A 24468-nucleotide genomic window follows, 5' to 3' on the forward strand; every position below is an offset into this window, starting at 1 on the left:
ACAAAAATCCGCCAACAAAGATTGTCAAGAAATGGAATGAATATTGAGAATATTGACTTCACTTATCTTCCCCCAATCGGGTTGGAATTAGCACCTTTACACATTGAAAACGTGCCGGTTGCTAAGGTTTCACAGGGCCAAATCCCTCCACCTTTCTTGATAAATCTACTGCAAAGGTAGACTAATAATTTTAATTGGCAAAAATTGTGAATTTTTAAAGGTGAAGGGTCAAAAGTGAATTTTAGTGTAAATGAAAAAGAGAGGCAATTTTCATTACCTCTCTTTGTTTAATTATACATTATGTTTGTCTTATTTAATAATCATCTTCTGGATAGCAACTCCGGTTTCAGATTTTAAATGAACCAGATAGGTTCCGGCAGGATAATTAGCTTTTAATTCATAAGTTCCTGACTCATTTTTAAGCTTAATGGAATCCATTTTTTTACCGCTCATGTCATAAATTATAATTTCGCCGTTTTTGGCTTTATGATAAATTAATTTCGCTAAACCGTTTTTAACAGGATTGTCCGCAATTTGAAGTGATAATTTATTTTCAGCGTTAGCATCAATTGTAGATAAAGTTCCTGTGTAGTTTCCGAAAATTCTAAATTCTCCCGGCTGAAGATTAATTGGAGCCGTTGTAGAAGAAACTACTGATACTGTGTTATCCAGTAAATTTTTCCACTGTCCTGCGTACGGGAAGTAAGGCACAACATCTTTTGCAGAGGTATCGTAATTGGCTATAACGACAACATTCTGAACAGTACTTGCCGTATTATCGTACACGTAAATTCTGGTAATTAATCCATTAGGATCATTGGTAAGATTATTTGATTCTACAGAATATGTTTTTGATTTAAATACCGGATACAAACTTCTAAGATTAATGATCTGAGCCCAAGTATCATAAACTGCCTTTCTGTTCGCATTAGTGTCATATCCTAAAGAAAAAGCAATTGGCTTCTCATCTGTTCGGCAACCATTGTTGATAGATCCGTCTCCACATCTGTTGATGCTGAATTCATAACCCAATTCACCAAATTGCCAGATCATTTTCGGGCCGGGAATTGTGAAGAATGTTGCTCCGAAAGTTTTCATTCTATTCAACGCTGTGTTTAGATTTTTAACATCGTACGCTCCGTTTACAGCTCCGTAAGAAATATTTTTAAACATTAATCTTTCTTCATCATGGCTTTCTCCATACCCAACTGCGTGCATATTGGTGAAACCATGAAGCGTGTGATTCATTCTGTCAAAGTTGCTGTTTTCTTTGTAGCCCATCGTATTTTGATTGTACGCGCCATTTTGATTATTCCAAAGCATTACACCCTTTCCTTCTGCAACTCTGTAATTTGCCCATTGCTGTTCTTCTGCATCAGTTCCTAAATGTTCGAAAATCATATAAGAATTTGGATCAATTGCCCACTGTTTATCAGCATAATATTTCATGATGTCTACCCTGTCCTGCTGATAAGCATTGGTACAGGTTTCATCATTTTCAGAACAGCTTTGCGTGAAACCTTTTGTAAGATCCCAACGGAAACCATCGATATGATATTCTGTTAACCATTGTTGAAGCGTTCTTTCAACGTAATATTTAGTTGACGGACTTGTATGGTTAAAATCATTGAAAACATTGTACGAATGTTTCGGAACTGTATTAAAATATGGGTTATTTGGAGCTACATCACCGTAACCGTCTCCATCAGGATCAATATTCCAAAGTCTTACCAACGGAGAACGTCCTGTTGCATGATTTAAAGCTACATCCAAAATCACAGCAATCCCGTTGTAATGGCACAAATCAACAAATTCTTTGAATTTTTCCGGTGTTCCGTACGCTTTATCTAATGCATAATGGAATGACGTATTGTATCCCCAAGAAAGATTGCCCTCAAACTCCATAATTGGCATCAATTCAATCGCATTGATCTTTAAATTTTTTAGATAAGTAATTTTATTGATTAATGACTGCCAGTTTTTTTCCTGTGTAAAGTCTCTCAATAACAATTCATAAACAACAAGATCCTCTTTGTTGGGTCTCTGGTAACTTGTAGTCTGCCAGTTGTAAGGAGTCTGTCCTGTTTTAAACATAGAAACCTCAAAGCCCTGTCCTGCAGGAAACAGAGGTAAATTCGGGTAAGTTGTAGCCGAGATCCACTGATCATCATAAGAAGACAATATTTGTGGAGAAAAAGGATCTGCTACTTTTCTAAGATCGTTGGTTCTGTATTGGAAAGTATATAGTTGAGAAGGCGTGATACCCGTTAATTCGATCCAATAAAGATCAGGATTTGTGGTATCTCTTTTCATTAAATAAGCATCATTCACAGCCCAGTTATTGAAACTTCCGATCACATGAACGAAATTTTTAAACGGAGCATACAAAGCAAGTCCAACTCTGGTATTATCTGTCGGATGATAGTTGATTCCTTGTTTTATCCATGTCGGAATTGCTTCAGAAACAACATTTCTCGGTGTTTGAAAAATGAACGTTGCATTTTTTGTGTTTGAATTGGCATCTGTTGCAATTAATTCCATATTTGCATCTGCAGTTACGGTATAACTGTAAGAATATGAAGTAGAAGGCGTTGAAGTAGAATTTACAACAGTTCCATTGGCTTTCAACTGAAATGTTGAATTAACATTGGTTGTAGCCGTCACATTAATAGAATTTCCCACCGGAACCGATGTCAAACTGTTCGCTAAAGGATTGGTTAAGTTTAAATTTAAAACACCAACATTTACAAAACTATCTACCGTCTGGTGACTTCCCGTCTTATCTTTCAGCAAAAACCCGAATCTTCCGATTCCTGTTCTGTTATAAAATGATGTCGGAGTAAAAGTTATAGAATACGTATCTGCTGTTGAATTATAGCTTAATTTATTTAAGTCATTAGAATCTCCCCAACTCCCATTGGTAGGGCAATCCTGACTATTACTGTAATTCGTATCTAAAGACCACGTCCACATATAAACAGCATTATTGGCAACTCCCCATGCAGATTCATCGATCTGACTTCCGGGTACCGTTAATGTAATCTGATCCGTCTCATTGAACGGATTTGGTGTAACTGTATAGCTTATCTGCCCAAAAATAAGGACGGTTATAAACAACAATACACTCGAATAAAATTTCCTCATAAAAGTTTGTTTTTTTTAGTTAGTACGATACGAATGTAATTTAATTTTTGAGAATTATTTATATTTTGATCCAAAAACATGCATTTTAACGATTTAAACATTATGCATTGACGAGTATTTTATGCATCCGATATTTTTTAAGTTGAATGATTGTCTAATTCACAACTGACTTTGTCCAGTTCATATTCTTTGCCATAGTTTTGAGTAAATCTGCGCTTTACTTTTGCTCCAGAAATTTTAAAGAAATCAAAATAATTTTAATTTAAAACAATTATAGCAATGAAAATAAATCAGACTCATAAAAGAAATTTTCAGACAATAGCTGCAACAGCTTTTCTATTTATTTCAACATCAGGTTTTGCACAACAGATTGCAACAGGAAATAATAAAAATTCGGAGGAAATTCGTCCTTTTCATATTCATGTTTCAGACAATGCTCTTAGTGAACTTCGTCAACGTATCAATACAACGAGATGGCCGAATAAAGAAACGGTAATCGATCAGTCTCAGGGTGTAAAATTAGATCAGATCAAAAATTTAGCTAATTATTGGGGAACAGACTACGACTGGCGTAAAGCCGAAGCAAAACTAAACGCTCTTCCACAATTTGTAACTAATATTGACGGACTTGATATTCAATTTGTTCATATTAAATCAAAGCATAAAAATGCACTTCCTTTAATTATCACTCACGGATGGCCGGGTTCTGTATTTGAACTTTTAAAAATAGTCGGTCCACTTACAGATCCCACCGCTTATGGCGGAAAAGCAGAAGATGCTTTTGATCTTGTTATCCCGTCAATGCCCGGTTATGGATTTTCAGAAAAACCAAAATCTACAGGATGGGGACCGGAAAAAATCGGAAATGCATGGGATATTTTGATGAAGCGTCTCGGATACAAAAATTATGTTTCACAAGGAGGAGATTGGGGTTCTGTGATTGCAGATGCGATGGCTCGTCAGGCTCCAAAAGGTCTGCTAGCAATACATGTGAATATGCCCGCAACCGTACCGGCAGAAATTGCTAATATTTTAAAAGAAGGCGGTTCTGCTCCCTCAGGATTATCAGATAAAGAAAAAGCAGCTTTTATTTCATTAAATAAATTGTATACAAAAGGCGGCGGTTATGCAGGAATGATGGTTACCCGTCCGCAAACTCTTGGCTATGGACTCACAGATTCTCCAACCGCACTGGCTTCTTTTTTCTTAGATAAATTCAATGAATGGACGTACAGTGGAGGAAATGCCGAAAAATCTCTTACCAAAGATGAAATGTTGGATGATATTACATTGTACTGGCTAACCAATACAGCTACTTCTTCTGCGCAGTTGTATTGGGAAAACAATACCAATAATTTCAATGTTGTAGAGCAAAAAACATCCGAAATTAAAATTCCTGTTGCGGTAACCGTTTTTCCGGGAGAGATTTATCAGGCTCCGAAAAGCTGGACAGAGCGCAGTTATAAAAATCTTATTTACTTCAATGAGGTGAAAAAAGGTGGTCATTTTGCAGCATGGGAAGAACCTCAACTTTTCTCTGAGGAAATGAGAGCTGCTTTTAAATCATTCCGTAAATAACAGAAAATCAAATCAATGTTAATTAAAAATTTAAATAATATGTTCCACATTTCAATACCTAAGCATCATTATTTCATTAAAAAATATTTGATCAGCGCTATCCTTATTTTACTGTTTACTATAGGGTTAAATGCACAGGAAACGAAAAGTTCTCTGGGAACTTTAAAGCAAATCAACGCAGGTGTCCTGAATATTGGTTATACAGAAGCTGGCTCACCCAATGGAACTCCAGTAATTTTGCTTCACGGATGGCCATATGACATTCATAGCTATGAAGAAGTTGTTCCTTTATTAACAGCGAAAGGTTACAGAGTAATTACTCCCTATTTAAGAGGTTTCGGGACAACTCGTTTTCTTTCTGATAAAACCATGAGAAATGGGCAACAAACAGCGGTTGCGAATGATATTATTGCTTTAATGGATGCTTTAAAAATCGACAAAGCGATTATTGGCGGATTTGACTGGGGGGCGAGAACTGCGGACGTGATGGCTGTACTTTATCCGGAAAGAATAAAAGGTTTGGTTTCCGTGAGCGGATATTTAATTACCAATCTTGAAGCGAATAAAAAACCTCTTTCTCCAAATGCGGAATTGGGTTGGTGGTATCAATATTATTTTTCAACCGAGCGTGGTGAAAAAGGATATAAAGACAATACGTATGAATTCAATAAATTAATTTGGAAAACCGCTTCACCATTATGGAATTTCAGTAAAGAAACATACGATCAAACGGCACAATCTTTCAACAATCCGGATCATGTTGCGATTGTTATTCATAATTACCGTTGGAGATTGTCTTTAGTAAAAGGAGAAACAAAATATGATGAATTGGAGCAAAAACTTCAGTCAAGACCTAAAATCAGCGTTCCTACCATTACAATCAGCAGTGATTTTGACGGTGCTGCGATTGACGGAAAGGCTTACGAAAATCAATTTACAGGAAAATATTCACATAAAATCTTAAAAGGAATCGGGCACAATGTTCCGCAGGAAGATCCGAAGTCTTTTGCAGATGCAATTATTGAAGTTGATGGTTATTCAAAATAACTTCACTTTTTAGAATGTCTTTTTTACACTTCAAATTGTCTGTTTCACTTATTTTATGATTTCATACAATTTTAAACTCAACTAATTTTGACCTATAATTTTAAAACTAATTAATAACAATTAAATATTTTCAAAATGGAAAACAATCAAACTTTACAAACAGAAAACGTATTATACACAGGAAAAACTCACACTACAGGTGGTCGCGAAGGGTTTTCTAAAAGTTCTGACGGAAACCTCAACATAAAATTGTCAACTCCGGGTGGAAATGAAGCAGGAACAAATCCGGAACAGCTTTTTGCAGCGGGATGGTCAGCTTGTTTTATCGGAGCTCTTGGAATTGCAGCGAGAAGGAGAAAAATCAGACTTTCTGCCGAGACAGCTGTAGATGCAGAAGTTGACCTTTGTATGAGTGATGATGCTTATTTTTTACAGGCTCGCCTGAATGTAAGTCTTCCGGGAATAGATGCCAAAACCGCAAAATTATTGACCGAAGAAGCGCACCAGACATGTCCGTATTCAAAAATGTCAAGAGGAAATATTAATGTAGAAATTAATATTATTTAAAGCTTAATTCCAATTATTTAAGCAAAACCCGCTGTGCATTTTTATCATACACAACGGGTTTCTGCAATTTAATAATGAACTAATATGTAAAACAAAAGGCCTTAAAAAAGCCTTTTGTTCATCAATCAAATATCTATGGACTTTAGTTTTTGCTGATTTTTTTTGAGAAAGTCTGTCCGTTCTTCAATTTCAATTCTACAATGTAAATTCCTTTTGGAAGTCCCTGCAAATCGATCTGATCATTAGAGAATCTAACATTAATTTTCTGCCCTACAACATTCATTACATTTATATTTTCAATCGCTGAATCTGCTTTAATATAGAGAATTCCGTTGGTTGGGTTGGGATAAATTCCTAGTGTATTAAGTTTAATATCTGAAGTACTTAAGCCTGTAAAATCTTTAATACATCTTACAGAAGCACCCTGACCTCTTGGAGCCCCAGAAGATGGATTGGCGATGGTAGTTCCTACATAAAGATATTTTCCACCTGTGCTTGCTACATCTGAACTCCAGAAATACCCTCTTTGTCCTACAAAGGTAAATCCGCCATCTGTACTACCTCTATAACCACCTGCCGGCAATTTTAATTTACTGTTAAAAGCTGAAGTTGGATTGCTGATCGATGCTGCGTTTACAGCCGATGTCCAATCTGCCTGAGAAGGCATTTTCCAGCCCTGCCCGATTGCTTTACAAGGATCTGCTCCGATTGCCTGATTTACTGCTGAAGCGTTATTCGCTGTCCATTGGTCACTTGAAGCGTTTCCACCCCACCATGAGCTTGCACTGGAACCAATAATAAATGAATTAACTCCCACCAATGCACTTGGATTATTAGTTGAAGGAGCAGTAACAGTAGCCGAGTTTCTTGCCTGATGGCCATCATCCCATCTTCCCCATTGGAAAAGATCTCCATAAGAATCTGCATCAGCCTGAGAAGTTGCCACCTGTGCACTTCCTAAATTTTGCTGAAGCCAAATTTTTCCGTCTGATCCTCTTACCGTTGTATACGTTACAGGCTGTCCTTTATAGGTAAAAGTAACACAACCTAAATCACCAATATTAGTTCCCGGATCTGTATTATTACAAAGCTGAGCTGCGCTGCCTAAAGAAATTCTTTTTACTTTTAAACCTCCATCTGTATAGGCTAAAACAAGATAATTATTTGCTTTATCGATCGCAAGATCATTGTAAGTTGCCTGTCCGTCAGAAAGGAAATTTCCTCCTAAAGTTCCCCAAGTTTGAGTAGCATTATCTAATTTGTAAACTGTATTTCTTAGCAAATCATCATTTTCCCAACGGCTTGCTACCACGTAAGGCTCGCCAGCAGAAGTTACTGCAATGGCAACATGCTGAACACCTCCTGAAGAAAAATAGGCATTTCCTAACTGTACCCAAGAAGTTCCGTCAAATTTCTTAACATTCACTTTTCTTGAGTTTGCAGCGTTTGAAACATAAGCAACGTAAAGATTATTATTAGCATCAATTGCTATATCTGATGTATAACTTTCTCCTGAAGATGAAGCATCCACAATACTTCCGCCCGTCAATACCCAGTTGTCAGAAGTGGTTGCAGTCGTTGTATTTTCATATACTCTTACTCCACTTGCTACGTTGCAGGTATACACTTTGTTATTCGTTCCGATCACCATTTCTGCAAATGAAGCTCCACTAGAGAATCCAGTATTTCCTACTTGCTCCCAAGCTCCGTTTACATAACGCTGAACCGTTCCTGAATTATGAGTACCAAAAGTGAATAATACATTCGATGGAGATACTGCTGAAGCATGATAATTAACCGTACTTGTTGTTGCACTTGGTAATTGAGACCAAGCAGTTCCGTTAAACTGACGAACTTCTAATCCCGTTCCCTGATTTGTATAATAAATATTACCTGAACCATCCACAGATAAAGAGTTGTACAACGCTATTCCTGATGTAATTCCGGCACTTCCTCCGGCATAAGACCAAGAAGTTCCGTTGAATTTCTGTACAGAACCTTTTGTTACTGATGAATCATAATAAGAAATAAAATAATTTCCCGAATTGTCTACCACCAAATTATTGTGGCTCGTTCCTGCTGCCGAAATCGGTTGCACCGATCCAACATTCTCCCATTGCTGTGCGTATGAGTAACTTCCTGCGATAGTAAGCAATCTTAACCCCACCCCAATTTTTTTCATCGCAAAATATAAATTTCCGAACATAATGAATATTATTTTTATTTATTCTAAATTTAATTTAATTTTGCGCAAAATTAGTTGACATCTTTAACCTTGAGTTATCATTTCCAAACTTTTTGTTATCTGATGTCCGGCTTTCGTTTTAAATTGTACCATGCCCGTAAAAACCTGTCGTATGAAGAATCAATCTAAAAATGGATTATTGTTCAGATCCGAAGACATTAAAATCGTAATGCAGGAAGACTCGTACCCTGACAAGTTTTCAAGATCGAATATGATCGAGGGTAAATCGAGTTTTAATCTTATTTTTTTATTGAGCCCGAATATTAATTTGGAAGCTCAGGATTGTGGTACGCACTTTAAATTCAAGAAAAATCAATACATTCTTCATTATTCGCCCCAAGAAAGTACGGCTGAACTTTGGACAGAAAATCAGGAAGTTTTAAAATATCTTCAAATTCAGATCAATTATCAATATATATTTAATCTGATTAATCCTGAATCTAATCGAGAAAGCGCAGAGATTTTGGAAAATATGATCGAAAACAATTATATTTTTCTTCACAAAGAAACTCCTCCGAATATGACTGTAGAAATGCATATCATTTTAAGGGAAATTGTAAGCTATTCTAAAAGAGGCGTGATGCAGAAATTATTCATTGAAGCGAAGATTATTAAGCTTTTGATTTTAATTTTTGAACAGTTTAATGAAAAAAACACGATTGAAACTTCACCAAAAACACCATCAATTATTAAAAAATTCGTTGATGAAAATTTTCACAAGAATATAAAAGTTGAAGAAATAGGAAAGTTGATAGGAATTAATCAGAATAAAATAAGAAAAGAATTTAAAGCCCAATATCACATCACGGTAACAGATTATCTATCTGAATTAAGAATGCTTAAAGCTAAAAAAATGATCATCGACAAAGAAATCATGATCAAAGAAATCGCCATTGAATGCGGTTACGAATACGTTCAAAACTTTACAAGAGCATTCAAAAAGAAATACGGAGTTTCTCCTGAAACTTTAAGAAACGGATAAAAACAGAAAAACCACCTAATAAATTAAGTGGTTTATATATGTTGTTTTGCTTTGATATTACTTTTTCAGAATTCATGTGAAAAAGCAATGACAATCAATTAATGATGTCCGTGACTATCGTGTAAGAAAGGTCCGTTTCCTTTAGGGTTGCTGAAGATCACTTCTACTCCCTTCTGCTCATTCAGTTCTTTTCTTCTGATATCTTCCGGATCAAAAGGTTTTACTTTACCGAAGTATTCCATCAAACCTTCACTTAACCACATTGGGATTACCAATCCAAAAAACATAAAGATACACCAGAATCCTACAAGGAACATTGTAACAAAGTAGATTGTCCAAAGGAACTGATAAAACGGCCAAAATGCTGATAACATCATTTTTCTTATATATTTTAGGCAAAAATAGAACTTTTTTCTTTTTTAAACAAAAGATCAGCGCCCTATTTTCATTATTTATTTTTATTTTAAACTAATTTAGAGAGAAGTTAGATATTAGATGTTAGAAATTAGACTTATAGCTTTGGTCAGGATTTCTATAATTAATATCATTGACGTCTGCTTATTTAATGGGCAAGATTTGCGAAGAAATCATTTCCTTTATCATCGGTAATGATGAATGCTGGGAAATCTTTCACCTCAATTTTTCTCACCGCTTCCATTCCTAATTCAGGGAAATCAACCACCTCAACAGACAAAATATTATCTTTTGCTAAGATTGCCGCAGGTCCACCAATTGAGCCAATATAGAATCCTCCGTATTTATGACAAGCGTTAGTAACATCAGCTGTTCTGTTTCCTTTTGCAAGCATCACCATGCTTCCGCCATGACTTTGGAATTCGTCTACATAAACATCCATTCTACCCGCTGTTGTTGGCCCGAAACTTCCTGAAGCCATTCCTTCCGGAGTTTTTGCAGGTCCCGCGTAATAAATCGGGTGATTTTTGAAATATTCAGGCATTGGTTTTCCTGCATCCAACAATTCTTTGATCTTTGCGTGAGCAATATCTCTTGCAACAATCAATGTCCCATTTAATTTTAATCTTGTTTTGATTGGATATTTTGAAAGCTCTGCTAAAATTTCAGGCATTGGTTTATTCAAATTGATCTCAACCGCTTCCTCTAAGTGTGGAGGTGTTGCAGGCAAGAATCTTTTCGGATCTTCTTCCAATTGCTCCAAGAAAATACCATCTTTATTGATTTTTCCTTTAATATTTCTATCAGCCGAACAAGAAACTCCCATTCCAACCGGGCAAGAAGCCGCGTGACGAGGAAGTCTGATTACTCGAACATCGTGAGTTAAATATTTCCCACCAAACTGAGCACCAATTGCACTTTCCTGACAGATTTTCTGAACTTTAGCTTCCCATTCCAGATCTCTGAAAGCCTGACCCGCTTCATTTCCTTCTGTAGGAAGGTTATCGTAATATTTTGCAGATGCTTTCTTTACCGTAGCTAAATTCGCTTCAGCAGAAGTTCCACCAATAACCAAAGCTAAGTGGTAAGGCGGACACGCAGCTGTTCCTAAATCTGAAATTCTTTCTTTTACAAAAGCTTCCAAAGATTTTTCGTTCAACAAAGACTTTGTTTTTTGATATAAGAAAGTTTTGTTAGCAGAACCACCACCTTTTGTTAAGAATAAAAACTCATAAGAATCTCCTTTTTTAGCATACAAATCAATTTGTGCAGGAAGATTTGAACCAGAATTTTTCTCATCAAACATATTCAAAGGAACTACCTGAGAATATCTTAAGTTTCTTTTTTGGTATGTATTGTAAATTCCTTTACTTAAATATTCACCGTCATCAACGCCTGTGTAAACGTTCTCTCCTTTTTTACCCATCACGATAGCAGTTCCTGTATCCTGGCAAGAAGGCAATGCTCCTTCCACTGCTACAGCAGCATTCTGTAATAAGTTATAGGCAACGAATCTGTCATTATCAGTAGCTTCAGGATCATCAATAATTCTTTTCAAACTTTCTAAGTGAGACGAACGAAGCATAAAAGAAACATCTGCCATAGCTTCTTCAGCCAATAACTCCAATCCTTTTGGATCGATTGTTAAGATCTCTCTGTCTCCTAGTTTTTCAACTTTCACATACTCTGAAGTCAACTTTTTATAAACCGTATCGTCCTTTTGAATCGGGTACGGATCCTGATATCTAAATTCCATTTCAATTTTTTCTTGGTGCAAAAATACGGCTTACCTAAAAAAACATGAGTAAAATCAGTGACTTGAATTGATATTTATAATGATTATAAATTGCGGGATTCTTAGTTTATGATTAATTTTATAGAAACTTATTTTTAGCCATAAAAGGCACAAAAGTTTTTAAACATATTAGTATAATTTAAGTTTAATTAAATAGTGTTTTAAAAGAACACATTAGTTTTTGAAAATCTATGATTCTCATTTTTGTGAACTTTAAAGATTTTTATTATAAAATTTAAACTAAATCTTTTGTGTCTTTTGTGGTTAAATTAAAATTAAAAAATTTCAATCACAATGAATTACAGAATAGAAAAAGACACCATGGGTGAGGTTCAAGTGCCTGCTGATAAATTTTGGGGAGCACAGACGGAACGTTCAAGAAACAATTTTAAGATTGGTCCTGAAGGTTCAATGCCCCACGAAATTATCGAAGCTTTTGCTTATTTAAAAAAAGCAGCTGCCTTCACCAATACTGATCTGGGAGTTCTTCCTGCTGAAAAAAGAGATATGATCGCTAAAGTTTGCGAAGAAATCTTAGAAGGAAAATTAAACGATCAATTCCCGTTAGTAATCTGGCAAACTGGCTCAGGAACGCAATCTAACATGAATGTGAATGAGGTTATTTCTAACAGAGCTCACGTTAATAATGGAGGAAATCTAGGTGATAAATCTGAAATTCATGCCAATGATGACGTGAATAAATCACAATCATCCAACGATACTTATCCAACAGCAATGCACATTGCAGCTTATAAAAAGGTTGTTGAAGTAACAATTCCTGCGGTTGAAAAACTAAGAGATACTTTATCGGAAAAATCTGCTGCTTTTAAAGATATTGTAAAGATTGGAAGAACGCATTTAATGGATGCTACTCCGTTAACTTTAGGACAAGAGTTTTCAGGATATGTGGCTCAGTTAAATTACGGTTTAAAAGCATTAAAAAACACATTACCTCACCTTTCTGAGCTTGCTTTAGGTGGAACTGCAGTAGGAACAGGTTTAAATACACCACAAGGTTATGATGTAAAAGTGGCGGAATATATCGCAAAATTCACCAATCTTCCTTTCGTAACCGCTGAAAATAAATTTGAAGCTTTGGCGGCTCATGATGCTATTGTTGAATCTCACGGAGCTTTAAAACAACTGGCAGTTTCTTTATTTAAAATTGCACAGGATATCAGGTTAATGGCTTCTGGCCCGCGTTCAGGAATTGGTGAAATTCATATTCCTGAAAATGAACCGGGTTCATCCATTATGCCTGGAAAAGTAAACCCTACCCAAAATGAAGCATTAACAATGGTTTGTGCACAGGTTTTAGGAAATGATACAACAATTTCATTCGCAGGGACTCAGGGAAATTATGAATTGAATGTTTTCAAACCCGTAATGGCTTATAATTTCTTGCAATCTGCACAGTTAATTGCTGATGCATGTATTTCATTTAATGATCATTGTGCTGTTGGAATTGAACCTAACAATGAAAGAATTAAAGAATTGGTTGACAAATCTCTGATGTTGGTTACTGCTTTGAATACACACATCGGTTATGAAAATGCAGCAAAAATTGCAAAAACAGCTCACAAAAACGGAACAACGTTGAAAGAAGAAGCGGTAAATCTTGGATTTTTAACTGCTGAACAATTTGATGAGTGGGTAAAGCCGGAAGATATGGTGGGAAGTTTAAAATAAAAAATTAGATTTAATTATTATATTGTAAAAACGCTGAGAAATTTTTCCCAGCGTTTTTTTATATATGAATGGTTACGTGTCTTTCTACCACCAAAGTCCTACCCCAAAAACTAAAGCTTTATCATTTTCAAAATTTCCATTTTTGAAGAAATTACCAAAATCTTTTTTCACAAAAATGCTGAAATCATCGTAAGAAACCGTGAATTGTCCTCCATAAATAAAAGGACTCACCTGATAATTACTTCTATCTCTGTCACTGATTCCATCTCCTTTTATAATATTATTGGTAGCCATTTTTACCCCACCGTAAACATTCGCTCCCAATTTGAAACCTTTATTATAATCTCTGTACTGAACATCCAATCCTGCATTTTTGATCTTCGAAAAATTATACTGAATCCCGAGCGGAACCATGATATATCCCGTTCTCAGTTTACTTTTGCTTAATCCTTTATCATAATGAGCCAGCACAGGATTGGCATTAAGATCTTTCATGAAAAACATATTGTTATCAATATTTAAAGTTCTCCAAGAAAAACCAATTCCTGAAATCAATCCCCATGAGCTTGTTCTTCCAAACTGATAATTAAGTTTTAGTCCAAATTCAAAATTTCCGGCGTAACCTAAGTTTTTATCTAAGTCGTTATCAACTTTAGAATTCGTAAGATTCATGATTCCGTAAGAAAAATATCCTGTAAGACTTTTCGTTGGTCTGAATTTTTTCATCAATTGTGCTTTTAACTCTTCATTAGAAGTAACATCAGAGTTAAGAAGTGAATATCTTACCTGTTTTTGAATCACATTGTCAAGATCAAAGCCCAATTCTTCAATTCTTGTATCAATTTTTTCAGAAAAACGATCGGCAATGAGTGATTTTTGTTTATCAAACTCTGTTTTGTCGAGGTTTTTTGATTGGAGCGTAAGTAATTCTGCTTCCATCAGCTTTTTCTCTTCCTGAATGATAGTATCTATTTTTTTGGCATATTCATCTACTTTTTCCTTTACAATAGGGCTTACCTCGGTATCATTTTTTGACTGAAGGTTTACTGATAATGATTTTCTCTGTGAATACATTGATGTGGATAATACGCATAGGAATCCCATCATGATAATTTTCTTGATCATATTATTAATTTTTTATAGTTAAAATGAGTTTTATTTTCCGTTCAGATCAACGCTTGCCACGTTGCTTTCTTTAGTTTTTTCAATCACATCTTTATGCTCAACAGAAAAAAGCAATGTGGAAGGGTCTACATATTTTTTTCTTTTCGCAGGAATCTTTGAAGAATCTGCCTGAGCCATAATTTGTTCAGTTTTAATTTTAGGAAGTTGTGGAACAATTATTTGTGTACCTTCTTTTTGCGGAAGTATCAATTTCTTTTCTGCTAAAACTTTTGAAGGTTGAACTTCATCGATGATTTTAGTTGAAATATCTTTATTTTCGGGAGCTGTATTTTTATCTGCATAAGCCGGCTCTGTATCTTTATTTACATCTTCAAAAGATTTTTCCTGAGCGGGCATATTTTTTATTTCTGAAATTTCTGTATGTTGAATTTTTTCTTTCCCTGAATGATTTGAAAAAAGAACGAAACCCAAACCAAAAGCCAGAACAATACTTGCCGCAGCCCAAACCCAAGTCATATAAGATCCAGATTTTTTCTGCTCTTTCTGTAATTCAATTTCAGACCACAGATCTCTTGAAGGAGCAATTTCTCTTTCTTCTATCTGTTTTTTTATCTGATGTTCTAAATTATCTTTGTGCGTGCTCATTTCTCATTGTTTTTTGTTGTTGAAGATAAAGTACTCTTAACTTCTCTTTAGCTCGAAACAGCTGTGTCTTGCTTACCGCCAGAGAAATCTGTAATGTCTCGGAAATTTCCTGATGCGAGAAACCCTCCAGAACATACAAGTTGAAAACCATTCTGTAAGCATCCGGAAGCTGATTCAAAAGTTCTTGGGCATCGAAATCAATGGTAATTTCATCATCCAGAACTTCTACCAAAAAAGATGGGTTGATATCGTCTATGTAAAAAACCGTTTTGTGGCTTTTGATAAAATTAAGACATTCATTCACTACAATTCTTCTTGCCCATCCTTCGAGATTACCATCACCACGAAAACTTTCAATATGTTTAAAAATTTTACAGAAAGCTTTGATGATACAATCTTCCGCCTGATACAGGTCTGTGATGTAGCTTTTGCCCACGCTCAGGAACTTCTTAACGTTCTGCTCATAGAAAATCTTCTGAGCAGCCGGATCTTGTTTCTTAAGACGGCTCAGTAAATCTTCTTTTTTATTTCCGAACAAAATTTTCATTCTTAAAACTGTTTCTATTGTAAAGACAACGAAAACCTAAAAAGGTTACACAAAAATATATTTTTATTAAAAAAGATTTTGAATTAATATTTTTCTCTATTCAACAAGCAAATACAATAATCTACAAACCAAATGATTATAAAAAACAAAAAGGCCAGAAACATGTTCTGACCTTTTATATATTATTTAATTTCTTTATCCTGAAAATTCATCCAACATATTTCTCGTCGGAACAAAGAAAAGCGTTCCCGTAACTGCTGTGCTGAAATCCAAAATCCGGTCGTAGTTGCCAACCGGATCTCCGATAAACATATTGGTCAACATTTTTTTAGTCGTTGCAAATGTGCTTGAATACGCAATAAAGTACGTCCCGAACTCATTTGTTGAAGGACTTCCAAAAGGCATATTATCTCTTACGATTTTTAGTTCTTCACCATTTTCCCCTTCAATATTCGCCAAAGCGATGTGTGAGTTTGAAGGCTTGACATCGTCTGACATCTCAATGTCATTTTCTTTTGATCTCCCGATCACTTTTTCCTGTTCTTCTGTTGAAAGACCTTTCCAGGCATCCATATTGTGAAGATATTTTTGAACAAAAAGATAACTTCCGCCTTTAAAATCTTGATCTTCATCACCAATTTTTGCGAAATGATCTCTGTCTTCTCCGTGTGGATTTTCCGTTCCGTCAACAAAACCTAAGATCGAGCGGGCATCCCAATATTTAAATCCATTAATCTCAAGAATACTTTCAGCAAAAGGACTCAGCAATTTTGAAATCTCGATCGCCATATCAAAAATAATGCTTTTATTATCTGCTCTTAAATGAAAATGGAGATCTCCGGGAGTAGAAACAGCGGTATGTTTTATACCCTTAATTTCTTCAAAAGTGGCTAATTCCTTAGGCATTGGTGTTGGAAGGTCTAATTTTTTCCAAGCTTCGTAACTAATTCCCATCACACAACTAGCCCGGCTGTCTGGAAACCTGTTAAACACAGAATTATTTAAGTTTAAAACTAATGCACATAATTGTTGAAAGACATCTTTTAACTTAGGATCATCATTCAGCTTCCAAACCATAAAAATGGTATTGCTATTGGGATAATCGGTAACGTTTTGTGATTCTATGCTCATGAATTCAATCAATATTAGACTTAAAAATTTGAATTAAATAGCCTCAGCCGGAGTGGAAACCTGATCTGCAAAATACTGCTCCAATTCTTTCAAAGTTTCAGGATTGGTTTGAATATCTTTCACCAACTGACCTTTATTTACAACAACAATTCTGTTACAAACTTCTGTTGTATGCGAAAGATCATGACTTGAAATAAGGAATGTTACCCCATCTTGTTTTGATAATTCTTTAATTAAATTCTTCAGTTTAATCTGTGTGGAAGGGTCTAAATTAGCAAAAGGCTCATCCAGAATAATAATTTCAGGATTTCCGATAATTGCGCCTACAATTCCAACTTTCTTCTGATTTCCCTTTGAAAGATCACGAACGTATTTTCCTGAATTTAAAATTTCTCCATTAAACAAATCGTGAAATTGTTTTAAAAACTCATCTACAGAAGCTTTATTCTGCCCTCTCAATTCACCAATGAAATAGAAATATTCTTCCGGAGTCAGATAACCAATTAAAAAAGTATCATCCACGAAAGCTGAAACTTTGCTTTTCCAGGCTTCGGATTCGCTTACTTTAATTCCGTCAATGCTTACAGAACCTGTTGTAGCCTGAATCAGATCTAACATTAAGCTGAATAAAGTTGTTTTTCCCGCTCCGTTATTTCCGACAAGACCGAAAGTTTCTCCGTTGGGAATTTCAATATTTTCGATATTCAGAACAGTCGCAGTTCCGTATGTTTTAGATAAATTATTTATAGTAATCATATTAATCTTTGTTTTTGAATGCGTCTAACGTACTGTATTTCTCTTTTTTATAATGTCTTACGATGGTATCGAATATTTTTTCTCTCAATAAAAATCCAATTAATCCTAAAATGGCAATGCTTACCACTCCGACAGTCATTCCGAAGAAATATTTTGAAACTCCGAAAACAGCCATCGGTAAAAGCATTTTTGGAATTAGTAACAGCAAAGCTTTCATATTGAAACTATTTTTTTGTCCAATCCTTTTTTCTCTGGAATTAAGATCGATTTGAGTTTTATTAAATGCTCCAGACCACAATGTAAACTGAGAATTAACCCCAATATTATATAATCCAGCAGCGAAGAAAGTAATGTAGATTTCCCAACCCCAATAAGCATAAAATACAGCAATGATCATTGAAACTCCTGTAACAATATTCATTAACCACCATTTTGCTTTCAAATATTCTTTATAAGGAACATTTAAAGTCATCATCAAAGGATAATAAGAGCTGTCGAAAGCAGGAACTCTCTGCCCAAATAAAAACTGGAAACCACCCGTCACAAAAAGTCCCATAAGCATCATCATGTAAGGCGTTTTATAGACTGAGGAACTGAACATGAGCAATCCATAGAATATAAACAGAAAACTCCCTAAAATGATTCCTTTGGCCACTTTATTACGTCTTAATAACTTGATATCATTGTTAATAAACGTTCCGAGTACGCCGTATTTATTTAAAAAAGCAATATTTTCTGTTCTTCCGATCGCTTTTTTTGCTTCTAATCCCTGATCCAAGTAAAATTCCTGATAAACATGTTTAAAACAAATCCACCAAAGTCCTGAAAACAAAACAATTGGTATTAAAATTAAATAAGGTTTTGTATAAAAACCATAGAAGAAGGTTTCAGAATAAGACAGAAGAGGGATGATATTATAATACGTCAAAAGTCCTAATCCTAAGAATATAGAGCCAATTACGATAGCAATCGTTTCTTTATTATTGAAAAGTATATTGATGAAATTATTAAGGTAGAAAAGTAAAGAAACTCCAATAAACCACGACAAAACTTCTACAAATCCGTATCCGTTGAATAGCGCAATAATAGAAAACGTGATGAAAAATAAAGAATTTATCCAACTGAAAACCGATAAAAATGTTTTGATCAACATGTAATTGACCAATGTTTTCTTAGAAATATTCAGTGTAAGAAAAGGTTTGATGTTTTGTGTAGACATCTCTTGCCACATGTATTTGACAATTAAATCTACCACCCAGACAATAATCATGAATTTTGAAACTACTTTTAAAGGATCAGCATTCATTTTCTCCTGAACAAGGTAGAAAGCAGCAAAAGCGCCTCCCACCAAACATGCCATAAAATAAAGAATCCCCATAAACCGTAAGATCTTCATGGCCAAATTTACCCCAACAGAAGTACCGCGAAAAAAACTTTTTATTTCTAGCCTTAAGAACTTTACAAACATAGCTTACTTTTTTACATTAGTAAGTGGAATGCAGAATATGTTACAGATTTTCAAGGAATCTATGTAGAAATCAAAAATAAAACCGCAGAGTTTTCTACGGTTTATATTTTATTTATTTATCATTTTTTCAAATATTTGGATTCTATATCCTGTAACAGAAGGATAATATAATTCTAATTTTCCATTATTTAATTTAAGACGATGATCACCACCTATTCCAGGGCATTCGGTAGACTCTAATCGAAAGGCTTTTTCTATTTTCATATATTGAGGCATATAAAATCTTCCTTTTGAATAATTTTCTTTAGTTTTTAGCCAATCTCCTGTACATAAATTTCCATTTGAAATAAATGTCCCATCATTTTTTATAGTTAAAGTCATATTACTTTCAACATTTTGTGAAATTAATGACGAGCGAGAAGCATAAATATCCTCACTATTTACTATACTTGACAGTTTCCATGTTCCTAGTATTGGTTTTTGCAAAGGCTTGCAACTAAAAAAGAATAGAAATAGAAGTGTAAGTATTATTATTTTTTTCATTAACATTTTTTATATAAACCGCACGATGCTCAGCGGTTATTAAATTATTTTACTTTTTGATAATACAAATTATATTCATATTCCGTTGGATCGTTGGGACTACGTAAGCGTAGATAGAAATAAGTTTTTTCTCCTTTTTTAAATCCACTGGTGCCTCCGTGATAATCTGATCCATCAGGATATTTTCTCAATATTAATATATCTTTATGTACAGGAGATACCGTAAATTTATCTGTGAAACTCTTTATTTTAATAGCTTTATCGTGATAAAAATAATTAAACGTAAATGAAGAATCGCTCCTGATTTCTAATTTTAAAGTATCTCCTTTTCTTAAATCAAGATATCTATAATCATCTCTTCCGAATTCCGGAATTTTATGGGGTATATAAACATACTCGCCAATAGCTTCTTTTAAAGGGATATAATAATCCGGAAGATCATCTGCGTGTTCGACTGCATCAAATGCTAAAATTCTATATTTTATAATAAAACACAAAATTACTATAGATATAAGTTGGCAAATAAATAAAACCCGATTTTTAAACATTTCTATTTCTCACATAATAATTGATACTCATATTGTAATTTAATATTTGTATTTAATTATAATACTGCCTTTTTTCACTTTAAATGCTTTATAATCTAATGATAATTTTTTACTATATGCATCTACAAAAATATCTTTTCCAAAGTCGTTTTTGTTTATTGATACACCCATAATTTTACATGTATCATCTATAGTACCATTTACATTAAAAACTAAGGCAGCAGGAGTTTCGCTATTACTTTGAATTTCAATTAAAGTATCTTTAGAAGCGTCTTTAATAACAATCTCTTTATATTCTTTACATGAAATAATAAGTAAAATAGGAAGTAAAAAAAATATTTTTTTCATAATATTTATATTATTGATTGATAGGTTTTATTTGTGTATTTGGTAAAATATTATTCCCATCATGATTAGCAAGAGGTAACAAATACCAAATATTTGAAGTATAATCCATAATATTAATTACTGCATCTTTAATTGTAGTAGCTGATGTAAATATACCATAATTTGCTCCTAAGTCCGCTCCTTGTTGATTGTTGTGCAAATCCATTTGTGTTTCAAGAGGATGATTTGAAGATCCGACCTCATGTGCCTTAGTAAAAAGCAAAGTTATTTTTTTTCCAAAATCTGCCGAATCTAAAGCATTCCAAAAAGTATGTCTAAAAGCATCAGCCTTTCCATTATGTATGTGTGAGTATTTTCCATTTGATACTAACTGGTTAGCCGTGTTTAGTGCATTGTTTGAATTTTTTATATGAAAACTTGCTTGAGTAGGGTATAATCCGAATAACATTATCTCAGTTGAATTAGGTTGTTCATTAGGTTGTAAGCCATTTACCCTAATATTATTTTTCATCCAATCATTATCCTTCCACCACTCAAATGGCATCCCTTCATCTTTACCAGGAAAATCATTTACTGTAAATATTGGTAATATAAGACTGGTTTCTGAAAGATAACTTCTTACTTCGTTAGAAATACTACTATCTACATTGGGATTCAAAAACCATTTTTCATATTGCTCCCAAGAAACTGTAGGATTTTCTACAAAAAAATTCACAGACCAATTTGCGAAATTCAATGCATTCGTATTCTGTGGTGCGGCTAGCGCTGGAAGTTGATCTAGATAATACTCCAGTATTGCACAGTAAATTTCGGGATGCTGACTCGGCCAAACTTGAGCGCCATAAAAATCCAACTGATTAAAAAAAGCAGAGGCTCTTACTGCTCTTATGTAGTCTTTATCAAATGTAGGAGGGATGTTAGGATCAAAAGTATATCCACTTGGGTCATAGACTCCCGTTCCTCCACCTCCACCTCCAGGATCTGTATTTCCGCCTGGATTAGATCCGCCACCTCCGCCTGTTCCTCCGCCTGCGCCTCCACATTCATATGAAGTATAGCCCGAGCTGTAATAAAGACATTGATCACATTTATCGCATTGAGACCAAGATACTCCTTCTTTACAATGCCAGATCTCAACTGAATAAAAATCTGTACAAGTTTTTGAAGTCGAATGGCTGCTAACTTTGGTTAAAATTCCTTTTTCAGAATCATAAACCGGAATAATTTCATCAGATAATATCTTTACAATAGAAAATTCTGTTTTATCGTCTTTTTTACGATATACTAAATTGTAAACATTATCAGCTCTTTCAAAAATATTATATGCACGAAGAGAATAGGTTTCTACATTATTGACATCCATTTTGTAGATGGAAGATTCACTTATTCTGAATCTCCTAAGAAAATCAGAATCTGCCTTATTATTCTTGAGTAAAAGATTTACTTGGGAGAAATCACTGATTGATTGCAATTGTGTTTCTTTCTTGAAATCATTACTATTGATTTTTTGATGAATCCTTTCTGAATGGTTGCTTTCATCAGACTGATGAGTAGTCTCTAATTCTGTTCCACAGTTAAAAAGGAGTAAGACTAATGCTAACAGCATCAGATAGTTGTTTTTTTTCATTTGTTTGTGAATTTTTAAATTACTTCTGCAAAGAAAAAGATTTTTTAAATATAAACATCATATTTTTTATTCGACTGTATTCGGTTATATTCGAATAATTTCTACATTTGTAAAAAATGCTTTATGGTAAAGGAAAAATTAATAAAAAGAAGAAACGAAAAAGATTTCACACAGAAAGATCTGGCAGAATATCTTAACATCAGCCAAACTCAATATAGCCGAAAAGAAAAAGGTGAAGTAGAGATTTCTGAGGAAGAATGGGACAGAATTTCAAAATTATTAGAGACAAATGTTGAAGAGATAAAAGAAGATGATACTAAAAATACAAACAATTATTTTGAAAATACTGTAACAAGTAGTTCATTTGGAAATATAGGAGGAACTTTTTACTGTAATATTCCTGATTTTCTACTAGAAAGTCAAAGAGAACTAATGGAAATGCTGAAAAAAGAAATCCAACAAAAAGATGCTGAAATAATTGCTCTAAAAAAGAGAATTGAAGAATTAGAAAAATAATAGCGCCTTCGATAGTTCGACAAGCTCTCTACAGGCTAAGCTCCGGATGACATTTATAATACTAAATGTTGAAGTAAGTTCTAATTAATTATTATCCAATAAGCTCTTTTGCCTGCGCCAAGGCCGCCTCAGTAATTTTACTTCCGGAAAGTAATTGGGCAATTTCGTTCAATTTTTCGTCATCACTTAAAGGAACAATTGTAGACTGCGTTTTTCCGGAAACATCCTGTTTTACCACTTTGTAATTATTATTTCCTTTTGCGGCAACTTGTGCCAAGTGAGAAATAACGATCAACTGCATATCCTGAGACATTTCACGCATTAGATTTCCGATTTCTTCGGCTACTTTTCCTGAAACTCCACTGTCGATCTCGTCTAAAATAAGCGTTGGAAGCTCGTCACTTTCAGCAATAATTTTTTTGACAGCCAACATCACCCGTGACCTTTCACCGCCGGAAATAGCTGTTTGAATGGGTTTTAAAGGAAACCCAGAATTCGCCTGAAACAACAACTGAATATTTTCTTTCCCGAATTGGTTAAATTCTGAAGTATCCTGAAGCTCAATATCAACTTTAGCTTTTTCAAGACCTAGTTTTTTAAGTAAGCTTTCTGCTTTTTTAATGAAAACAGGAATACTTTTCTTTCTATTTTTAGAAAGTTTTTCGGAAAGAGATTGAAGAGATTTTTCCTTTTTAGAAATATTTTCTTCAATTTCAATAATATTTGATTCTAATTCTGATGCACCTTGTTGTTCTCCTGCTAACTGATCTCTGATTTCTTTTAATTCAGTAACGTCAGAAACATTATGCTTAATAAATAGAGCATTCAATTTATTATTCAGTTCAGAAAGTGAGGCAAGATTTTCAGGATTGATTTCAATTTTTTCAGACTCATTTTCCAGTTCGGAAATGATGTCTTTTAATTCTACAAAAGAGATTTCTAATCTTTGGTCAAGCTCAGAAAAGCTGTTTGAAACCTCAGAAATTTTTGATAATTTATTTTTAGCTTCATTAAAGAAAGATAAAATACCAATTTCTTCCTGATGAAATCTAGATAAAACCTGAGCCAGATTTTCAGAAATCATTCCTGCATTTTCCTGAACAGAAAGTAGATTTTTTAATTCTTCATAATCAACATCATCTAGATTCAATTCTTCCAGTTCATTCAATAAAAACTGCTTGTAATCACTTTCTTTATTGCTTTCTGAAAGTTGAGTCTGTAATTTTTTCAGCTGAGTTTTTAAGCTTTGAAATTCTAAAAATTCATGCTGATATTCTTCAACGATTTTTTTATTTTCTGAAAGTCCATCAATGATTTTAAACTGATATTCTGAGGTAAAAAGGTTTGAAGTCTCAAACTGTGAATGAATATCAATAAGTTGCGAAGAAAGCTCTCTTAAAACATCCAACGTAACCGGAACGTCATTAATAAACGCTCTGGATTTTCCTGCAGGAGAAATTTCTCTGCGGATAATCGTTTGATGCTCATAATCGAGATCATTTTCAATAAAGAATTTTTTGAACTGATTATTTAATTCAAATTCCGTTTCTACAATGCTTTTTTCTGCTGCATTTGAAATGGATTTCACGTCCGCCCTCTCTCCTAAAATAAGTCTAAGAGCACCTAAAATAATAGATTTACCGGCACCAGTTTCCCCGGTTATCACTTGTAAACCGTTGTGTAATGATACATCAAGCGTATCAATTAAAGCAAAATTTTTAATGTAAATTCTCGAAAGCATTGATGTAGCGTT

At 34.2% G+C, this 24468-nt stretch carries 21 protein-coding genes and 1 riboswitch; of the genes, 6 read left to right on the forward strand and 15 right to left on the reverse strand.

Annotation, left to right across the window (positions count from 1 at the left end; genetic code table 11):
* Window positions 1-59 precede the first annotated feature (59 nt).
* Window positions 60-166: riboswitch (SAM riboswitch) on the reverse strand.
* A 143-nt stretch (window positions 167-309) separates the two neighbouring features.
* Window positions 310-3144 carry an alpha-amylase family glycosyl hydrolase gene (locus AC1Q7L_RS06815; RefSeq protein WP_492304828.1) on the reverse strand — a complete coding sequence of 945 codons (2835 nt, stop codon included), beginning with the start codon at window positions 3142-3144 and terminating at the stop codon, window positions 310-312.
* 279 nt (window positions 3145-3423) lie between these two features.
* On the opposite strand from AC1Q7L_RS06815, the gene AC1Q7L_RS06820 reads away from it, so the two are divergent.
* The 3 genes from AC1Q7L_RS06820 to AC1Q7L_RS06830 all read left to right on the forward strand — a co-directional run bounded on the left by AC1Q7L_RS06820 (window position 3424) and on the right by AC1Q7L_RS06830 (window position 6336).
* A complete protein-coding gene (locus tag AC1Q7L_RS06820; protein WP_492304829.1) occupies window positions 3424-4722 on the forward strand; it encodes an epoxide hydrolase family protein in 1299 nt (432 codons plus the stop codon).
* A 39-nt stretch (window positions 4723-4761) separates the two neighbouring features.
* The gene (locus AC1Q7L_RS06825) at window positions 4762-5769 is read left to right on the forward strand and encodes an alpha/beta fold hydrolase (RefSeq protein ID WP_492304830.1); all 1008 of its coding nucleotides are present in this window, start codon (window positions 4762-4764) and stop codon (window positions 5767-5769) included.
* A gap of 135 nt (window positions 5770-5904) precedes the next feature.
* Complete coding sequence (locus tag AC1Q7L_RS06830; protein WP_492304831.1) at window positions 5905-6336, forward strand: organic hydroperoxide resistance protein; 432 nt, start codon at window positions 5905-5907, stop codon at window positions 6334-6336.
* A 142-nt stretch (window positions 6337-6478) separates the two neighbouring features.
* On the opposite strand, the gene AC1Q7L_RS06835 is transcribed toward AC1Q7L_RS06830, so the two are convergent.
* Window positions 6479-8542 carry a T9SS type A sorting domain-containing protein gene (locus tag AC1Q7L_RS06835; RefSeq protein WP_492304832.1) on the reverse strand — a complete coding sequence of 688 codons (2064 nt, stop codon included), beginning with the start codon at window positions 8540-8542 and terminating at the stop codon, window positions 6479-6481.
* 151 nt (window positions 8543-8693) lie between these two features.
* Between AC1Q7L_RS06835 and AC1Q7L_RS06840 the strand changes: the two genes are divergently transcribed.
* Window positions 8694-9563 carry a helix-turn-helix transcriptional regulator gene (locus AC1Q7L_RS06840; RefSeq protein ID WP_410691962.1) on the forward strand — a complete coding sequence of 290 codons (870 nt, stop codon included), beginning with the start codon at window positions 8694-8696 and terminating at the stop codon, window positions 9561-9563.
* 98 nt (window positions 9564-9661) lie between these two features.
* Here AC1Q7L_RS06840 and AC1Q7L_RS06845 read toward each other — a convergent pair whose 3' ends face one another.
* Together AC1Q7L_RS06845 and AC1Q7L_RS06850 are read right to left on the reverse strand one after the other, a co-directional pair.
* Window positions 9662-9940, reverse strand: a complete 279-nt coding sequence (locus AC1Q7L_RS06845; RefSeq protein WP_072409013.1) for a hypothetical protein — start codon at window positions 9938-9940, stop codon at window positions 9662-9664.
* Between the two features lie 185 nt (window positions 9941-10125).
* Window positions 10126-11733 (reverse strand): fumarate hydratase, encoded by a 1608-nt coding sequence (locus AC1Q7L_RS06850; RefSeq protein ID WP_492304833.1) that lies wholly within the window; start codon window positions 11731-11733, stop codon window positions 10126-10128.
* Between the two features lie 333 nt (window positions 11734-12066).
* Between AC1Q7L_RS06850 and fumC the strand changes: the two genes are divergently transcribed.
* Window positions 12067-13461: a class II fumarate hydratase gene (gene fumC, locus AC1Q7L_RS06855; RefSeq protein ID WP_492304834.1), complete on the forward strand. Its 1395-nt coding sequence runs from the start codon at window positions 12067-12069 to the stop codon at window positions 13459-13461.
* An 84-nt stretch (window positions 13462-13545) separates the two neighbouring features.
* Here the strand turns inward: fumC and AC1Q7L_RS06860 are convergent, their stop codons facing one another.
* The 10 genes from AC1Q7L_RS06860 to AC1Q7L_RS06905 all read right to left on the reverse strand — a co-directional run bounded on the left by AC1Q7L_RS06860 (window position 13546) and on the right by AC1Q7L_RS06905 (window position 22199).
* Entirely contained in the window at window positions 13546-14586 is a 1041-nt protein-coding gene (locus AC1Q7L_RS06860; protein ID WP_492304835.1) for an outer membrane beta-barrel protein, read from the reverse strand.
* Window positions 14587-14616: 30 nt separating this feature from the next.
* On the reverse strand, window positions 14617-15231 hold the full coding sequence (locus tag AC1Q7L_RS06865) for a hypothetical protein (protein ID WP_492304836.1): 615 nt from the start codon (window positions 15229-15231) through the stop codon (window positions 14617-14619).
* The gene (locus AC1Q7L_RS06870) at window positions 15212-15778 is read right to left on the reverse strand and encodes an RNA polymerase sigma factor (protein WP_492304837.1); all 567 of its coding nucleotides are present in this window, start codon (window positions 15776-15778) and stop codon (window positions 15212-15214) included. Before AC1Q7L_RS06870 ends, AC1Q7L_RS06865 begins: the two co-directional genes overlap by 20 nt.
* A gap of 195 nt (window positions 15779-15973) precedes the next feature.
* Complete coding sequence (locus AC1Q7L_RS06875; protein ID WP_492304838.1) at window positions 15974-16909, reverse strand: Dyp-type peroxidase; 936 nt, start codon at window positions 16907-16909, stop codon at window positions 15974-15976.
* Window positions 16910-16942: 33 nt separating this feature from the next.
* Window positions 16943-17665, reverse strand: a complete 723-nt coding sequence (locus tag AC1Q7L_RS06880; protein ID WP_492304839.1) for an ABC transporter ATP-binding protein — start codon at window positions 17663-17665, stop codon at window positions 16943-16945.
* Window position 17666: 1 nt separating this feature from the next.
* Window positions 17667-19133 (reverse strand): DUF5687 family protein, encoded by a 1467-nt coding sequence (locus AC1Q7L_RS06885; protein WP_492304840.1) that lies wholly within the window; start codon window positions 19131-19133, stop codon window positions 17667-17669.
* A 108-nt stretch (window positions 19134-19241) separates the two neighbouring features.
* Entirely contained in the window at window positions 19242-19676 is a 435-nt protein-coding gene (locus AC1Q7L_RS06890; RefSeq protein WP_492304841.1) for a hypothetical protein, read from the reverse strand.
* 44 nt (window positions 19677-19720) lie between these two features.
* Window positions 19721-20173 carry a hypothetical protein gene (locus AC1Q7L_RS06895; RefSeq protein WP_492304842.1) on the reverse strand — a complete coding sequence of 151 codons (453 nt, stop codon included), beginning with the start codon at window positions 20171-20173 and terminating at the stop codon, window positions 19721-19723.
* A 90-nt stretch (window positions 20174-20263) separates the two neighbouring features.
* Complete coding sequence (locus tag AC1Q7L_RS06900; RefSeq protein ID WP_492304843.1) at window positions 20264-20572, reverse strand: hypothetical protein; 309 nt, start codon at window positions 20570-20572, stop codon at window positions 20264-20266.
* A 10-nt stretch (window positions 20573-20582) separates the two neighbouring features.
* Window positions 20583-22199: a DUF6973 domain-containing protein gene (locus AC1Q7L_RS06905; RefSeq protein ID WP_492304844.1), complete on the reverse strand. Its 1617-nt coding sequence runs from the start codon at window positions 22197-22199 to the stop codon at window positions 20583-20585.
* A 123-nt stretch (window positions 22200-22322) separates the two neighbouring features.
* Between AC1Q7L_RS06905 and AC1Q7L_RS06910 the strand changes: the two genes are divergently transcribed.
* A complete protein-coding gene (locus tag AC1Q7L_RS06910; RefSeq protein WP_492304845.1) occupies window positions 22323-22715 on the forward strand; it encodes a helix-turn-helix transcriptional regulator in 393 nt (130 codons plus the stop codon).
* Between the two features lie 91 nt (window positions 22716-22806).
* On the opposite strand, the gene AC1Q7L_RS06915 is transcribed toward AC1Q7L_RS06910, so the two are convergent.
* Entirely contained in the window at window positions 22807-24456 is a 1650-nt protein-coding gene (locus AC1Q7L_RS06915; protein ID WP_492304846.1) for a DNA repair protein RecN, read from the reverse strand.
* Window positions 24457-24468: the final 12 nt, after the last annotated feature.

The sequence above is a fragment of the Chryseobacterium sp. GW823-FHT05E08 genome (assembly GCF_058795655.1).

Excerpts from the sequence above, each read along its gene's own strand:
- AC1Q7L_RS06815 (WP_492304828.1), bottom strand. The coding sequence starts at position 3,144 with ATGAGGAAATTTTATTCGAGTGTATTGTTGTTTATAACCGTCCTTATT.
- AC1Q7L_RS06820 (WP_492304829.1), top strand. The coding sequence starts at position 3,424 with ATGAAAATAAATCAGACTCATAAAAGAAATTTTCAGACAATAGCTGCA.
- AC1Q7L_RS06825 (WP_492304830.1), top strand. The coding sequence starts at position 4,762 with ATGTTCCACATTTCAATACCTAAGCATCATTATTTCATTAAAAAATAT.
- AC1Q7L_RS06830 (WP_492304831.1), top strand. The coding sequence starts at position 5,905 with ATGGAAAACAATCAAACTTTACAAACAGAAAACGTATTATACACAGGA.
- AC1Q7L_RS06835 (WP_492304832.1), bottom strand. The coding sequence starts at position 8,542 with ATGTTCGGAAATTTATATTTTGCGATGAAAAAAATTGGGGTGGGGTTA.
- AC1Q7L_RS06840 (WP_410691962.1), top strand. The coding sequence starts at position 8,694 with ATGAAGAATCAATCTAAAAATGGATTATTGTTCAGATCCGAAGACATT.
- AC1Q7L_RS06845 (WP_072409013.1), bottom strand. The coding sequence starts at position 9,940 with ATGATGTTATCAGCATTTTGGCCGTTTTATCAGTTCCTTTGGACAATC.
- AC1Q7L_RS06850 (WP_492304833.1), bottom strand. The coding sequence starts at position 11,733 with ATGGAATTTAGATATCAGGATCCGTACCCGATTCAAAAGGACGATACG.
- fumC (WP_492304834.1), top strand. The coding sequence starts at position 12,067 with ATGAATTACAGAATAGAAAAAGACACCATGGGTGAGGTTCAAGTGCCT.
- AC1Q7L_RS06860 (WP_492304835.1), bottom strand. The coding sequence starts at position 14,586 with ATGATCAAGAAAATTATCATGATGGGATTCCTATGCGTATTATCCACA.
- AC1Q7L_RS06865 (WP_492304836.1), bottom strand. The coding sequence starts at position 15,231 with ATGAGCACGCACAAAGATAATTTAGAACATCAGATAAAAAAACAGATA.
- AC1Q7L_RS06870 (WP_492304837.1), bottom strand. The coding sequence starts at position 15,778 with ATGAAAATTTTGTTCGGAAATAAAAAAGAAGATTTACTGAGCCGTCTT.
- AC1Q7L_RS06875 (WP_492304838.1), bottom strand. The coding sequence starts at position 16,909 with ATGAGCATAGAATCACAAAACGTTACCGATTATCCCAATAGCAATACC.
- AC1Q7L_RS06880 (WP_492304839.1), bottom strand. The coding sequence starts at position 17,665 with ATGATTACTATAAATAATTTATCTAAAACATACGGAACTGCGACTGTT.
- AC1Q7L_RS06885 (WP_492304840.1), bottom strand. The coding sequence starts at position 19,133 with ATGTTTGTAAAGTTCTTAAGGCTAGAAATAAAAAGTTTTTTTCGCGGT.
- AC1Q7L_RS06890 (WP_492304841.1), bottom strand. The coding sequence starts at position 19,676 with ATGAAAAAAATAATAATACTTACACTTCTATTTCTATTCTTTTTTAGT.
- AC1Q7L_RS06900 (WP_492304843.1), bottom strand. The coding sequence starts at position 20,572 with ATGAAAAAAATATTTTTTTTACTTCCTATTTTACTTATTATTTCATGT.
- AC1Q7L_RS06905 (WP_492304844.1), bottom strand. The coding sequence starts at position 22,199 with ATGAAAAAAAACAACTATCTGATGCTGTTAGCATTAGTCTTACTCCTT.
- AC1Q7L_RS06910 (WP_492304845.1), top strand. The coding sequence starts at position 22,323 with ATGGTAAAGGAAAAATTAATAAAAAGAAGAAACGAAAAAGATTTCACA.
- AC1Q7L_RS06915 (WP_492304846.1), bottom strand. The coding sequence starts at position 24,456 with ATGCTTTCGAGAATTTACATTAAAAATTTTGCTTTAATTGATACGCTT.